We start from the raw sequence: 14,114 nt of genomic DNA on the forward strand, positions 1-14,114 counted from the left end.
GGTGGGGGCACCCGTCACCGCTCGCCCCGCCGCGCCGTCACCCGGCGGGCGACGGCCAGCAGGTACTCCTTGCGGTCGGTCGGGTCGTGGTCGGAGCGGGGGCGGGTGGGCGGCTCGCCGTGGACCGGGCGGTGGTGGTCGAAGGTGGACTCGAAGATCCCCTCACCCCGGGTCAGCGTCGGCAGCCGCTGCTGCACGGCGTGCACCCGCCGCGCCGGGACGTCGCCCTCCACCACGTACGACGAGCCTCGCGCCAGCGTCGCGTGGGGCACCGCGTCCAGCCTGGCCAGCACGGGCAGGACGGCGCTGAGCGCGTCGCCCGGGATCTCCAGCCGGAACCGGTGCATCGGCTCCTCCACCCGGGTGCCGGCGCGCCGCAGCGCCTCGACCAGCACCAGCGGGGTGAGGTTGCGGAAGTCTCCGGCGGTGCTGGACATGCTCTTGTCGAAGGTGCCGTGGGAGTGGCTCTGCCGGGCCCAGTAGCCGGCGTGGGTCATCGTCACCTCGCAGTCGAGGACCTGCCAGCCGCGCAGTCCCTGGCGCAGCGTCGCCCGGACGGTCTCCTCGACCGCGGTGAAGAAGGCGGGCGGCATCGAGCCGAGTTCGACGCCGAGCCGGAAGCGGTACCCGGTGCCGGTCGCCGTGGGTGCCACCCGCAGACCCACGGTGGCCAGGAACGGGTTGGGCGCCACCCCGATCAGCTCGACCGCCGCTCCGGTGCCGACCAGCCGTTCCACGAAGACCGTCGTCGTCTCCCGGAAACCGACCGCCACGCCGTACTCCTCGGCGAGCGTCGCCTGGATGACCTCCTTCTGGACCTCGCCGTAGAGCGAGACGGTGATCTCCCGCCGGATCTCGTCCACCCGGACGTTGATCAACGGGTCCTGTTCGGCGAGCTGGCTGAGCGCGGCGTGCAGGGCGCCCCGATCCGCCTCCCGCTCGGGGACGACGACGGTCTCCAGGGTGGGCAGGGCGAAGTGGCGGCCGCCGGTGGCTCCGGTGCGCCGCGCCGCCCCGACCGGGTCGCCGATCCGGACGTCGCCGAGGCCGCGCAGCAGCGCAATCCGGCCGGCGCCGACGGCGTCGTCGCGGACGGTCGAGCCGCGGTCGAAGACCTCGATCCCGGTGACCGTGGCGAGCCGTCCCGCACCGACGGGCAGCCGGTCCCGCACCCGTACGGTGCCACCGAACAGCCGGACGTAGGCGATCCGCTCGCCCGAGGGGCCCCGCTGCACCTTGAAGACGGTGCCGGAGGTCGGGCCGTCGGCGCCGTCCTCGGCCACCGGCAGCAGTTCGGTGAGGCCGGCGATCAGAGGTGCCACGCCCGCGCCGGTGATCGCGGAGCCGGCGAACACCGGGTGGACCAGCGCCTGCCGGGTCTGCGCCGCGAGGACCTGGCGCAGTCGCCGTCCGGTCAGTCGCCGCTCGTCCTCGACGTACTCGGTCAGCAGCGCGTCGTCGTGCGCGGTGAGCAGGTCGAGCAGCCGCCTGGTGAAGCCCGGGTCGGTGTCGGGGTGGGGTACGCAGCGGGCCGCCGGCGTACCGGCGCCGTGGACGGCGCCCGTCGCCACCACGGCGGGGGTGAGCCGGGCGGCGAGGTCGCGCAGCACCCGGTCGGGATCGGCACCGGCCCGGTCGATCTTGTTGATGAAGATCAGGGTCGGCAGGCGCAGCCGCTGGAGTGTGCGCATCAGCACCCGGGTCTGGGCCTGCACGCCCTCGACGGCGGAGACCACGAGCACCACACCGTCGAGCAGGTCGAGGACCCGTTCCACCTCGGCGATGAAGTCCGGGTGGCCGGGGGTGTCGATGAGGTTGACCGTGACGCCGTCGACGACGAAGGAGGCCACCGCGGATCGGATGGTGATGCCGCGTTGCCGTTCCAGGGCCATCGAGTCGGTCCGGGTGGTGCCGTCGTCCACGCTGCCCAGGTCGTCGATGACGCCGACGGCGTGCAGCAGGCGTTCGGTCAGGCTGGTCTTGCCGGCGTCAACATGCGCGAGGATGCCGATGTTCAAGGTCTTCACGGAGCGTCATGTCCTTCGGGTTGATGATCATTCCCAGGTGGTTGGACATGAACGCAGCGCGCATCTTTGATCCTTCGCGGTCGGTTGCGGTGACCCACCCAGTCGACCAGCGCGTCCGTCGGCCGGCAACCGAATAACGCCGTCGACCCCGACCCCGGCCCGGCGCTGGTGGACCGCGAGCCAAATCTCTCCTTTCGGAGCGAAAGGTACGCATCGATCTCCGGCGCGTGTCCTGGCGCGGCGCGAGTGGTTGTACTCGACGTGACGGCACACTCACCCACCACCATGCCGGCTCGGGCGCCCCGATGGCGGGTCACCTGGGCGGAGCGCGAGAACGAGCGCCGGCGGCGCTCGTTCGACAGCGCCACCGCGGCCTGGCACCGGCGCAACGACCACCTGGTCCGGCTGCGGATCGAGGCCGCCGGCTTCCACGGGTACGCGCACCCGCGGGACAGCTTGCCGATGGACCTGGGCCGTGACGAGGTCGTCTACCGGGTGCAGCCGACCGCGGAGCTGGCCGAGGCCGGGGCGCGGCACATCGCCGGACTGCCCGTGCCGGAGCTGACCGTCACGGCGCCGGGCGCCCACCCGCCCCGGCGCGGGCTGCCGACGGGCCTGCGGGTCGTCGACGCGGGGATGGCCGTCGTGACCAACCACCGGGTCGTCTTCTCCGGCGACGCGAGCTGCCGGGAGTGGACGTATGCGGACATGGTGGGGCCGGCACACCACCCCGACGTCCCACTGACCCTGCTGCACACCGCCGACGGCGGTCCGCTCGCCGGGCTGCGCGTACCGGCCAACGCCACGGTGAACTTCCGCTTCTACCTGACCCTCGCCTTCGCCGCCGCCACCGGGCAGCGAGCCGCCGTCGCCGCGCAGGTCGACGCCCTGCTGGCCGGGCACCAGCACACGCGGCCGACACCACCGGCACCGGCCGACCCGGCCCGGGCCCCGCTGACCGCGGTGCGCCCCGACCGCCCGGCCGTCGCCGCCGCCGCCGTCGTCGTCACGCTGGCGTTCGCGACGCTCTCCGCCGGCACGTCCGCGACCGAGCAGGCCGGCCCGCCCTACCGGGCGACTCTCGGGGCCGGCGGCACCGCCGGCACCGACGCGCCGGCCGCCGAGTACGGCACCACCCCGAACACCCCCGCCGCGCCCGAAGCCCCGGACAGCGGTCCGGCCCCCGCGCCGACCGGCACGGCGACAACGGCGCCCGCCGACGGCGGCACCCCTCGGGTGGTGGGACCGATGCCGCGCCGGCCCCGGACGAGCGTGGCCGCCGCGGCGGCGGAGGACGCGCCGACGGACCGAGTTCCCGGCCCCGCCCCGACCACCGTGCCGGCCCCGACCACCGTGCCGCCCTCGACCACCACGCCGCCCCCGACCACGACGCCGCCGCCGACCACCGCTCCCAGCCCGACCACGGCGCTACCGGCGCCCGAGGCCCCCATGCTCGACCTCTGCCTCGAACCCCTGAAGCTGCCACTGGTGCAGCGGCTGCTGTGCCCACCGACCAGCCGCTGAGCGGGCGGTGACCGCGTCCGCGTCGCCCCGCCCGTCGACCGGCAACCGCCACCGGCGACCGGCGCGGACGCCACCCTGATCGCCGGCTCAGCGCCCGCAGTCGCGTCGGCCTACAGTGTGCCCATGTGGGAATCGATCGCCGCGCCGGCGGTGGGCCTGATGGCCGCCATGGCAGCGGCTGTTCCGACGCCGCCGCCGTCGGTGGACGCCGCGCCGGTGTTGACGTCGACACCGTTCGGCGCGCTGCCCGGGCAACAGGTCACCCACACCGTCACGATCTCCGGCAGCGGCACCCTCACGACCACGCGGGTCACGTTCACCACGACGGTCGATCTCGACGGTGTCACCGCCCGGGCCGAGCCGGGTCGGTGCACGGCGTCCCCGCGTACCGTCGTCTGTGACCTCGGTGACCTGCGCCTGGGCCCCCGCGGGGCGGCGCCGCGGATCACGATCTCCGGGCGGGTCCGCCCGGGCGCGCCGCCGGGCACGGTGGTCCGCAACCGGGTCGGTGTCACCTCGGTGGAGACCACCGCGACGGGCGCCCGGACCACCAGCAACGCCTACCTGCTCCCGGGCTCGACGGCCACGCCCACCGATCCGCCGCTGGGATCGACGGCCACGGCGAGCGAGGTCCCGCCGCCCGGACGGTCGATGCGGGTGCCGGCCATCGCGGCGGCGGTGGCCGGCGCGGTCGCGGCGTTGGCGCTGCTGGCCCGTCGGCGGCTGCGGCGGCGTCCGGGTCCGTCGCCGGCCGATTCGGCTGTAACAACCGGGCACCCCGATCCGATGTAGCAAGGGGACGACACGAGCCGGCGGCAGGAGTACGGCATGGAGCAACACTGGTGGAGGCGGGCCACGCTGGCGACCGTCGCCGGGTCCGCCACGCTGATGATGACGGCCCTGTGCCTGGATGCCGGAGCGGCGAGCGCCGGGGCGCAGAGCGCGGCGCAGGGGCCCCTGCCCCTGCCGACCCTGCTGCCCCTGCCGAGCCCGTCGCCGCCCGGGTCGCCGCCGCCGATAGAACCGCCGAAGGTGACGCTGCCGCCCCTGAAGCCGCCCCCGGTCAAGCCGCCGACCCCCCCGCCGGCCACCGCGTCGCCGACGGCGCCGCCCGCGACCACCCCGCCGACCGGCGGCACGCCACCACAGGTGGGCGTCCCGGGCCCCGGCAGCAGCGGGTCGATGGTGGACCCCGGATCGGCGCCCGCGCTCATCGCCGGCGACCCCGGCGCCGACCTCTACCCCCAGCCCCCGGTGGACGCGGCCGGCACGCCCCAGGCCCGCCAGGTCGCCGCGCTCGGCGACGTCCAGCACCGGATCCAGTACCTGGAGAACACCCTCGCCCGGACCCGCGCCGACCTCGCCAAGGTGCGGCGCGTACCGGATCCGGTGCTGCACCTGCTGACCACCCTGACCGCCGGCGGCGACGCGGATGCGGCCTCGCCCTTGACCGTGGCGGACGCCGCGGACGTCGACGACACCCCCACCGGCCGCGCCGTCGCGCTCTCCGGCGCGATCACCTCCGGCCAGGCCGAACTCATCCGCCGCCGGCAGGAGGAGACGCGGCTCCGGCAGGAGATCGACCGTCGGGTACGCGCCGCGCCCGCCGTGGCGGCACCGGCCCGCACCGTCGCCACGGTCGGTCGCGGCCGGCTCGGCCGACCATTGGCGGGCCGACTCACCAGCCGCTTCGGCACCCGGTTCGACCCGTACTACAAGGTCTGGCAGTTGCACGCCGGTGTGGATCTCGCCGCCCCGACCGGCACCCCGATCCTGGCGGCCGCCGACGGCCGCGTCTCGCGGGTCGGCTGGTACGGCGGCTACGGCAACTACACCTGCATCGCGCATGGCCGGGCGGACGGGCAGCGACTGTCCACCTGCTACGGCCACCAGTCCCGGCTGCTGGTGTCGCCCGGCCAACGGGTCCGCGCCGGCCAGGTGATCGGACTGGTCGGGTCGACCGGTGCCTCCACCGGCCCGCACCTGCACTTCGAGGTTCGTCTCGGCGGCCGTCCGGTCGACCCGCTGCCCTGGCTCTGAAGCGCGCCCGTCCCGGGTGGGACGGGCGCGATCAGAAGCAACCGTGCGGGTCGGCTCGGAATCCCGCTCGCCGGTACCGGGCCCCGCCCCTACCATCGGCGGTCATGAACGACATGAGCTGGGCGGACGGCGTCACCCGGGTGGCGGTGCTCACCGGGGCGGGCATCTCGACCGACTCCGGCATCCCCGACTACCGGGGCCCGTCCGGCGTCTGGACGCGCGACCCGGCCCTGGCCGACGCGTTCACCCACCGCTCGTTCCTGGCCGACCCGGCCGTGCGGGGGAGGTTCTGGCAGACCTACCTCGGGCACGCCGCGTGGCAGGCCGAGCCCAACCGGGCGCACCGCGCGCTCGCCGAGCTGGAGCGGACCGGGGTGGCGGTACGCGTCCTCACCCAGAACGTCGACGGACTGCACCAGAAGGCCGGCTCCAGCCCGCGCAAGGTGCTCGAACTGCACGGCACGATGCACGAGGTGGTCTGCACCGGCTGCGGCGCGCGCACGCCCAGCGAGCAGACCCTGGCCCGGGTGGCCGCCGGCGACGGGGATCCGCGGTGCCTCGACTGCGGCGCCATCCTCAAGCTGGCCGTGGTGCTCTTCGGGCAGCACCTCGACGCGGCGACGATCGGCCACGCCGAGCGGATCGCCGCGCACAGCCAGCTCATGCTCGCGGTCGGCAGCTCACTCCAGGTCGAGCCGGTCGCCTCGCTCTGCGCGGTGGCGGTGAACGCGGGTAACCGCCTCGTCGTCGTCAACCGCGACCCGACCCCGTACGACGACCTCGCCGTCGAGGTGATCCGCGAACCGATCGGCACGGCACTCCCCCGGATCTGCGCGGCGCTCGCCCGGGCCGCGTCCGGCGCACCGACGTCGTCCTAGCCGGCCGGGTGGCGACCGGCGGTCGGACGGGTCAGTGGCCGCGGTAGAGGGCCTCGATGTCGGCGGCGTAGCGGGCCTGGACCGCCTCGCGTTTGACCTTGAGGGTGGGAGTGAGCTCCCCGTCGGCTTCGGTGAGGTCGCGGGGCAGGATCCGGAACTGCTTGACCTGTTCCGCCTTGGACACCGTCTGGTTGGCGTGGTCGACCGCGGCCTGGATCTCCTGGCGCAGCTCGGGGTCGTCCCGCAGGTCGGCCACGTCCGCGTCCGGGTGGCCGTGGGCGACCCGCCACCGTTGCCAGGCCGGTGGATCGATGGTGACCAGGGCGGTCACGTAGGGGCGGTCGTTGCCGACGAGCATGCACTGGCCGACCAGGGGGTGCGCGCGGACCTGCTCCTCGATCGGAGCGGGGGCGAGGTTCTTCCCCGCCGCCGTCACGATGATCTCCTTGATGCGGCCGGTGATGCGCAGGTAGCCGTCGGGGTCGAGACTGCCGAGGTCACCGGTGCGCAGCCAGCCGTCGTCGGTGAGGGTCGCCCGGGTGGCGTCGGGGTTGTTCCAGTAACCGGAGAAGACCATCTCGCCGCGGACGAGCACCTCCCCGTCGTCGGCGATGCGGATCTCCACGCCGGGCAGCGGGCGGCCGACGGTGCCGATCCGCATCGCCGAGGGCACGTTCGCCGTCACCGCCGGAGAGGTCTCGGTCAGCCCGTACCCCTCCAGGACGGTGATGCCGGCGCCGCGGAAGAAGTGCGCCAGCCGCTGCTCCAGCGGCGCACCGCCGGACATCGCCAGCCGGCACCGTCCGCCGAGGGCGGCGCGCAGCCGCCGGTACGCCAGCACGTCGCACGCGGCGCGCGCCAGCCGCAGCAGGATGTTCGGACCTCGCTCGGTGTCCAGGGCGCGGCTGTACCGCACGGCGACGGCGTCCGCGACGGCGAACAGCCGTCCCCGGTGGGTGTCCTCGGCTTGCCGTCGGGCCCTGGCGTACATCTTCTCGAACACCCGCGGCACCGCGAGGATGAACGTCGGGCGGCACTTGCGCAGCTGCTCGAAGACTCGGCCCGGGTCTGCGCTGTGCACCATCGTGGCGCGGGTGAGTACCACCCCCACCTGGATCAGTCGGGCGAACACGTGCGCCAGCGGCAGGAACAACACCGTCGACGCGCCCGGATGCAACAGCTCCGGCAGCACCGAGGTCGCGCTGGTGACGTCGCAGTAGATGTTGCGGTGGGTCAGCGCGCAGCCCTTCGGCCGGCCGGTCGTGCCGCTGGTGTAGACGATCGTGGCCAGGTCCGAGCCCGACACCGCCCGCCGCCGCGCCTCGACCTGCCCGTCGTCGACGGTGCGGCCCTGCCCCGCCAGGGCGATCAGCCCACCGCCGTCGATCTGCCACGTCTGGCGCAGCGCCGGCAGGTCGTCGCGCAGGCCGGCCAGCATCGCGTCGTGCGCGGCGGTCTCCACCACACACCCCACCGCACCCGAGTCCGCCAGGATCCAGCCCAACTGCTCGGCGCTGGAGGTCTCGTAGATCGGAACGGTGACCGCGCCGACGGACCACAGCGCGTAGTCGACAAGGCTCCACTCGTAGCGGGTGCGGCTCATCAGACCGACCCGGTCGCCGTGCGCGACACCGGCGGCTATGAACCCGCGCGCGAGGGTGAGCACGTCGTCGCGGAACTGCTCGCACGTCACCGGCAGCGCCCGGCCCTGCACGGACCGGCGCGCCGGCCAGGACCGGGAAATCGGATCCGGACGGACGAACTGCACCACGTCGGGCACCTGTCGGGCGTTGTCCCACACCATCTCGGCCAGGTTGGGCACCGGTGCGCCGGTGACCACCGGCTCGACCGTTACGTCCTGCACGACCGCTCCCCCGTTCACCGCACCGCCAGCGCGGCACCCGGTCATCATGACCTGATCGCCGGATCAAGCGGCCCGGAACGGGAGAACTCGCTGCAGCGGACCGGTCAAGATTCGGCAGGCCGGCCGCGGGGTACGGAGTGCGGGTGTCTGCTACCGGTAACAACGACGGCGCCGCCACCGTATCCGGATCGACCGCCGCTCCGCCGGCGCGGAAACGGCGGCGTCGGCGCCTGCTGATCGTCCTGGCCGTGCTCGCGCTGCTGGCGGGCACCGGTCTCACCGCCGGGGCGTACTACGTCGACAGCGTGCCCACGCCCAGCGACCTGGAGCTGCCGGAGTCGACCACGGTCTACTTCGCCGACGGTCGCACGCCGATGGCGAAGCTCGGCACGGAGAACCGCACGATCGTGCCTTACGGGGAGATGAACGACGCCGCCAAGCAGGCGATCGTGGCGACGGAGGATCGGACGTTCTGGACCAACGAGGGCATCGATTTCAGCGGGGTGCTGCGCGCCGCCTGGTCGAACGTCACCGGCGGCCAGCGCCAGGGCGCGTCGACGATCACCCAGCAGTACGCCCGGGTGGCCGCCGACCTCAAGGGCGTCTCCTACTCGCGCAAGCTCCGCGAGGCGGTCATCGCGTGGAAGCTCGACGACAAGTACAGCAAGGAGGAGATCCTCGGCTTCTACCTGAACACCGTGCCGTTCGGGCGGGGCTCGTACGGCATCGAGGCGGCCGCGCAGGCGTACTTCGGCAAGACGGTGCGCCGCGACGCGCCGGCGGCGAACCAGCTGACCACGGCGGAGGCGATGGTGCTCTGCGCCATGGTGAAGCAGCCGGAGGCCGACCCGGACGACCCCGAAGGTCACCCCGGCTACGATCCGCGGCGCAGTCCGCTGGCGCGGCAGAACTCGATCGACCGGTGGAACTACATCCGCGACGGCATGGTGAAGCTGGGTTACCTGTCGGCGGACGAGGCGGCCAACCTGGCGTACCCGGACACGGTGAAGCCGCTCGATCCCGCCGCCGGCCGGTCCAACCTCGACCGGCCGACCGGCCTGGTGGTCAACCACGTGCTCAGCGAGCTGCGGCAGACCGAGCCGTTCCAGGGCAAACCCGCCGACTACATCCGCAACGGCGGCTTCAAAATCGTCACCACCATCGACAAGCGGGTCCAGGACGCCGCCGACGCGGCCGCCGACCTCCGGCGCGACACCGCCCCCGAGGCGGTCCGGGGCCAGCCGAAGAACTGGCAGGCCGCGCTCGTGGCGGTGGAGCCCGGCACCGGTCGGGTGCTCGGCTACCACGGCGGCAGCGACGGCTCCGGCGCCGACTACGCCGGCTGGTACCAGGACGAGAACGGCGAGGCCCGCGGCTTCGGCCAGCACCCGCCGGGGTCGTCGTTCAAGGTGTACGACTTGGCCACGGCCGTACAGGAGAAGATTTCGGTGAAGCAGCACTTCCACTCGCCGGAGACCAAGGAGTTCCCCGCCTCCGGCCGGACGAAGGGCAGCCCCGCCGGTCCGATCCGCAACGCCGAGCGGGCACCGTGCCAGCCGGACTGCGCGCTGTGGGAGGCCACCGTCGCCTCGCTCAACGTCACCTACTTCGCGCTCACCGAGCAGCTGGGCACGGCCAAGGTGATCGACATGGCCACCAAGGCCGGGGTCGACTCGATGTGGGCCAACGAGAAGGGCAACCCGCGGCCGAAGCGGATCGAACTGCGCGGCCACTCCGGTGAGGAGCTGGCGCGGCATTTCTCCACCGAGGTCGGCATCGGCCAGTACGGCATCACCGTGCAGGACCACGCCAACGGGATGGCGACCTTCGCCGCCGGCGGGAAGCGGGCCGACGCGCACTTCGTCCGCGCGGTCACCAAGGGCGACGAGAAGATCCTCGACGAACAGCTGGTGCAGACCGACATCGGGCTCGACCGGGAGGCGGTCAACCAGCTCAACTGGACGCTGAGCCGGGTGAAGGCGGCCAAGCTCGACAACGGCTGGGACTCCGCCGGCAAGACCGGCACCTGGCAGGCCGGGACGAGCACCACCCAGAACGTGCACACCTGGATGGTCGGCTACACGGGCGCGCTCGCCGCCGCGGTCTGGCTCGGCACGGTCGACGGCAAGCCGCTGAAGACCTCCGACGGCAGCTACGAGGTCTACGGGTCCACCGGCCCGGGGCCGATCTGGCGGCAGTTCATGGAACAGGCCACGGCCGCATTGAAGCTCGACCCGGACAAGTACCGGTTCCAGGAGCCGACGTTCCCGGACGACACCCCGTCGCCCACCGCCCCGGCGACGCCGAAGCCGACCTCGGCGCAGCCCACGCCGACCGCGACCCGGCCGACCTGCGACCCGGGCACGTGCGTCACCGCGAGTCCGACCAGGAAGCCGACGCCGACGCCCACCGGATCGCCCAAGCCGAGCCCGTCGCGGAGCCCGAAGCCGTCGCGGAGCGTCGAGCCGTCGCTCACCCCGCCGCCGCCGAGGTGACGGGTTCAGCGGACGCGACCCTCGAAGCCTCCCTCCCGATGCGAGCGGACGACCGTCCGGCGGGATATAGGGTCGGGGTTCATGCGGACGAAGCAGGAGCTGACCGCGGCCATCCGGCGGGACCGGAGGGCGGCGCTGGTCATCAACGCGGGCTCCCGCCGCGGCCGGGAACAATGCGAGCGGGCCCGGGCCAGGTTGGTCGCCGCCGGGTTCGACCTGCTCGGCACGTACCGGACCGACCGGCCCGGGCAACTGGAGGAGAGCGTCGCCGCGGCCGCCGACCTGAAGCCGGACGTCCTGGTCGTGGGCGGCGGCGACGGTACGCTCAGCACCGCCGGGCGGTTGCTCGCCCACCGGGACATCGCGCTCGGCCTGCTACCGCTGGGCACCACCAACAACTTCGCCCGCACCGTCAGCGTTCCGCTGGACCTGGACGACGCCATCGCGGTCCTCACCCAGGGCAAGGTCATCGACGTCGACCTGGGAATCGCCGGCGAAAGGCGGTTCACCAACCACGTCGGCGTGGGCCTCTCCGCCGACATCATGCTTCGGACGCCGCCGCGCCTGAAGCGGGTCTCCGGTCGGCTCGCGTACCCGCTGACCGCTCTGGCGTTGCTCGGCCGGCACCGGCCACTGCGCGCCACCGTCCGCGCCGGCGACACCACGCACGAACTCGTCACCCACCAGCTCTACGTGGCCAACGGCGGCTTCCACGCCGGCCGGCCGATCACCGCGGACGCCGACGCCGACGACCGGCTGCTGGTGGCGTACCCGGTCGGCGGGGCGACGCGGCGGGGGCTGATCCGCGCCACCGTCCGCAACGCCGCCACCGGGCACCGGCGGACGCTGCGCGAGGAGCCCTTCCTCGCGGTGCGCGAGCTGTGGCTGGAGACCGACCGGCCGGCGCGGGTCGAGGTGGACGGCGAGTTGTGCGGTACGACGCCGATCCGGGTCGGGGTGGACGCGAACGCGTTGCGGGTGATGGCGCCGGCGGACAGCCCGGACCGCTGACGTCGGGCTCAGGCCCACTCGCCGGTGAACAGCGGAGCGACCGGACGCTCCCGGCGGCCGATCCGCAGATCCCCGAAGATGGTGCTCCGGGCCGCGCGCTCGACCTCCGCGTCCAGGTCGATCTCCAGCTCCTCGGACGCGTCGTGGGCGGCGCCGATGAGCACGAGTTCGGTCCCGGGGTGATCGAGGAAGCCGGGCGGGTCGAGCGGGGCGAAGCGGCGACCGTGGAACTTCTTCTGCAGCGCAGCGGGCAGCGTGACCTTCCGGGAACCGCGGAGGCCCACCCCGGGCGGGGAGGGTGCCTGCGGGTTCTTCACCGTGACGATGTAGCTCGGCTCCGGCTCGATGCTCAGCTCGTGCTGCGCCTCGCCGAGCCGCAGCGGAAGTTCGAGTTCGTACGCGAGATGGGTGTGGTCGTCGTGCCGGGCGATCACGTACGCGCCCTCCGCCACGGGGCGGGCCGGCTGCTGCTCCCGCTCGCCACGGGTCCTCGTCCGGTAGGTGCGCGCCTGCAGCGCCTCGTGCAGCTGCTCCGGCCGGTCCACCACCGCGTCGACGAACGCCCAGAAGCGGTCGTGCTTCTCAATATCGGGCAGACGTTTACGCCCCACCACCAGCAGCCGCAGGTGCCGCCCCCGCCACGGGTGCATCACCACCAGCAGCCGCTGCACCTCGTCCAGGGAGTCGACGTGCTCCTCCTCGACCCGGGGACGGTAGAGGAAGTAGATGTCGCCGTCCTCGAGCAGCTCCGCCATCCGCCCCGGGTACCCGAAACCACCGGCGAGGAACGGGCGAGCCGGCCCGGCAGCCGGATGTCCGCGAACCCGCCGTCGCCGCGGTGCGGGCTAACCCCCGGCCATCGCGCCGAGGATGATGAACGGTTCCTCGCCGGCGACGACCCGCTCCGGCAGTGGCGCGTCGGGCGAGTCGTTGGAGAGGTCCTCCTCGCAGGCGTAGAAGCGGACGAACGCGCGGCGCTTGCCACTGTGGCGGTCGCGGATGGTGCCGAGGAGCATGGGGTATCGCGCCTCGAGGGTGTCCAACACCAGGCGCTGGGTGACCCGGCCGGCGCCCGGACCGGGCACCTCGAGACGTACCTCGCCGGTGACGTGAGCCAGGTTCTTCAGGTGGGCCGGGAGGACAACCCTTATCACGGCAGCACCTGGGCTTCCACGGAGAGCACGGCCGGCAGGTCCCGTACGATCGGCGCCCAGCTGTCGCCGCCGTCCGCCGAGTGGTAGACCTGACCGCCGGTGGTGCCGAAGTAGATCCCGCACGGGTCGAGCGTGTCGACCGCCATCGCATCGCGGTACACGTTGACGTAGCAGTCGGACTGCGGCAGTCCCCTGGTCAACGGCTCCCAGTCGTTGCCACCGGTGCGGCTGCGGTAGACGCGCAGCTTGCCCTCCGGCGGGAAGTGCTCGGAGTCGCTCTTGATCGGCACGACGTAGATCGTCTCCGGCTCGTGCGCGTGCACCGCGATCGGGAAGCCGAAGTCCGACGGCAGGTTTCCGCTGACCTCGCGCCAGTTCGCACCTGCGTCGTCGCTGCGCATGACGTCCCAGTGCTTCTGCATGAACAGGGTGTCCGGCCGGGTCGGGTGCTGGGTGATGTGGTGCACGCAGTGGCCGACCTCGGCGTCCTGGTCGGGGATCTCCCCGGAACGCAGACCCTTGTTGATCGGCAGCCAACTGGCGCCGGCGTCGTCGCTGCGGAACGCGCCCGCCGCCGAGATGGCGACGTAGATCCGGTCCTTTTTCGCCGGGTCCAGGATGATCGTGTGCAGGCACATGCCGCCGGCACCGGGCTGCCACGTCGGCCCGGTCGGGTGGGTACGGAGGGCGGTGAGCTCCTGCCACTTCAGACCGCCGTCGGTGGAGACGTAGAGGGCGGCGTCCTCCGCACCGGCGTACACGGTGTCGGGGTCGTGGCGGGACGGCTCGAGGTGCCAGATGCGCTTGAACTCCCACGGGCGCGGGGTGCCGTCGTACCACAGGTGCTCACCGACCTCGCCGGAGTAGGCGAAGTCGTTGCCGACCGGGTTCCAGGTCCTGCCGCCGTCGTCGGAGCGCTGGATCAGCTGCCCGAACCAGCCGCCGGACTGGGACGCGTAGAGCCGGTTCGGGTCGACCGGCGAGCCGTTCAGGTGGTAGATCTCCCAGCCGCCGAAATGAGGTCCGTCGACCGTCCAGTCGCCGCGCCTGCCGTCCGACGTCAACGTGAACGCGCCCTTGCGCGTGCCCACCAGCACCCGTACGCCGCTCATATCCTCATC

At 73.2% G+C, this 14,114-nt stretch carries 11 protein-coding genes; 6 read left to right on the plus strand and 5 right to left on the minus strand.

Annotated features, from left to right (window positions below):
• Positions 1 to 14: 14 nt before the first annotated feature.
• Positions 15 to 2,027: a GTP-binding protein gene (locus tag ACTMTB_RS23925; protein ID WP_441148470.1), complete on the minus strand. Its 2,013-nt coding sequence runs from the start codon at positions 2,025 to 2,027 to the stop codon at positions 15 to 17.
• A 261-nt stretch (positions 2,028 to 2,288) separates the two neighbouring features.
• Between ACTMTB_RS23925 and ACTMTB_RS23930 the strand changes: the two genes are divergently transcribed.
• From ACTMTB_RS23930 to ACTMTB_RS23945, 4 genes are all read left to right on the plus strand, one after another.
• On the plus strand, positions 2,289 to 3,551 hold the full coding sequence (locus ACTMTB_RS23930) for a hypothetical protein (RefSeq protein WP_441148471.1): 1,263 nt from the start codon (positions 2,289 to 2,291) through the stop codon (positions 3,549 to 3,551).
• A 123-nt stretch (positions 3,552 to 3,674) separates the two neighbouring features.
• Positions 3,675 to 4,343 carry a hypothetical protein gene (locus ACTMTB_RS23935; protein ID WP_441148472.1) on the plus strand — a complete coding sequence of 223 codons (669 nt, stop codon included), beginning with the start codon at positions 3,675 to 3,677 and terminating at the stop codon, positions 4,341 to 4,343.
• A 36-nt stretch (positions 4,344 to 4,379) separates the two neighbouring features.
• Complete coding sequence (locus ACTMTB_RS23940; RefSeq protein WP_441148473.1) at positions 4,380 to 5,591, plus strand: M23 family metallopeptidase; 1,212 nt, start codon at positions 4,380 to 4,382, stop codon at positions 5,589 to 5,591.
• Between the two features lie 104 nt (positions 5,592 to 5,695).
• Positions 5,696 to 6,469: an SIR2 family NAD-dependent protein deacylase gene (locus ACTMTB_RS23945; RefSeq protein ID WP_441148474.1), complete on the plus strand. Its 774-nt coding sequence runs from the start codon at positions 5,696 to 5,698 to the stop codon at positions 6,467 to 6,469.
• Between the two features lie 31 nt (positions 6,470 to 6,500).
• On the opposite strand, the gene ACTMTB_RS23950 is transcribed toward ACTMTB_RS23945, so the two are convergent.
• The gene (locus ACTMTB_RS23950; protein ID WP_441148475.1) at positions 6,501 to 8,333 is read right to left on the minus strand and encodes an AMP-dependent synthetase/ligase; all 1,833 of its coding nucleotides are present in this window, start codon (positions 8,331 to 8,333) and stop codon (positions 6,501 to 6,503) included.
• Between the two features lie 143 nt (positions 8,334 to 8,476).
• On the opposite strand from ACTMTB_RS23950, the gene ACTMTB_RS23955 reads away from it, so the two are divergent.
• Both ACTMTB_RS23955 and ACTMTB_RS23960 read left to right on the plus strand, forming a co-directional pair.
• Positions 8,477 to 10,828, plus strand: a complete 2,352-nt coding sequence (locus ACTMTB_RS23955) for a transglycosylase domain-containing protein (RefSeq protein ID WP_441148476.1) — start codon at positions 8,477 to 8,479, stop codon at positions 10,826 to 10,828.
• An 81-nt stretch (positions 10,829 to 10,909) separates the two neighbouring features.
• Positions 10,910 to 11,839 carry a diacylglycerol/lipid kinase family protein gene (locus tag ACTMTB_RS23960; RefSeq protein WP_441148477.1) on the plus strand — a complete coding sequence of 310 codons (930 nt, stop codon included), beginning with the start codon at positions 10,910 to 10,912 and terminating at the stop codon, positions 11,837 to 11,839.
• A gap of 8 nt (positions 11,840 to 11,847) precedes the next feature.
• Here the strand turns inward: ACTMTB_RS23960 and ACTMTB_RS23965 are convergent, their stop codons facing one another.
• The 3 genes from ACTMTB_RS23965 to ACTMTB_RS23975 form a co-directional block, all read right to left on the minus strand.
• The gene (locus ACTMTB_RS23965) at positions 11,848 to 12,594 is read right to left on the minus strand and encodes a hypothetical protein (RefSeq protein ID WP_441148478.1); all 747 of its coding nucleotides are present in this window, start codon (positions 12,592 to 12,594) and stop codon (positions 11,848 to 11,850) included.
• Positions 12,595 to 12,684: 90 nt separating this feature from the next.
• Complete coding sequence (locus ACTMTB_RS23970) at positions 12,685 to 12,993, minus strand: MoaD/ThiS family protein (protein ID WP_154936716.1); 309 nt, start codon at positions 12,991 to 12,993, stop codon at positions 12,685 to 12,687.
• Positions 12,990 to 14,105, minus strand: a complete 1,116-nt coding sequence (locus ACTMTB_RS23975) for a WD40/YVTN/BNR-like repeat-containing protein (RefSeq protein WP_441148479.1) — start codon at positions 14,103 to 14,105, stop codon at positions 12,990 to 12,992. The genes ACTMTB_RS23970 and ACTMTB_RS23975 overlap by 4 nt, the downstream gene beginning before the upstream one ends.
• Positions 14,106 to 14,114 lie beyond the last annotated feature (9 nt).

The organism is Micromonospora sp. L32 (assembly GCF_052068055.1).
GTDB lineage: Bacteria > Actinomycetota > Actinomycetes > Mycobacteriales > Micromonosporaceae > Micromonospora > Micromonospora purpureochromogenes.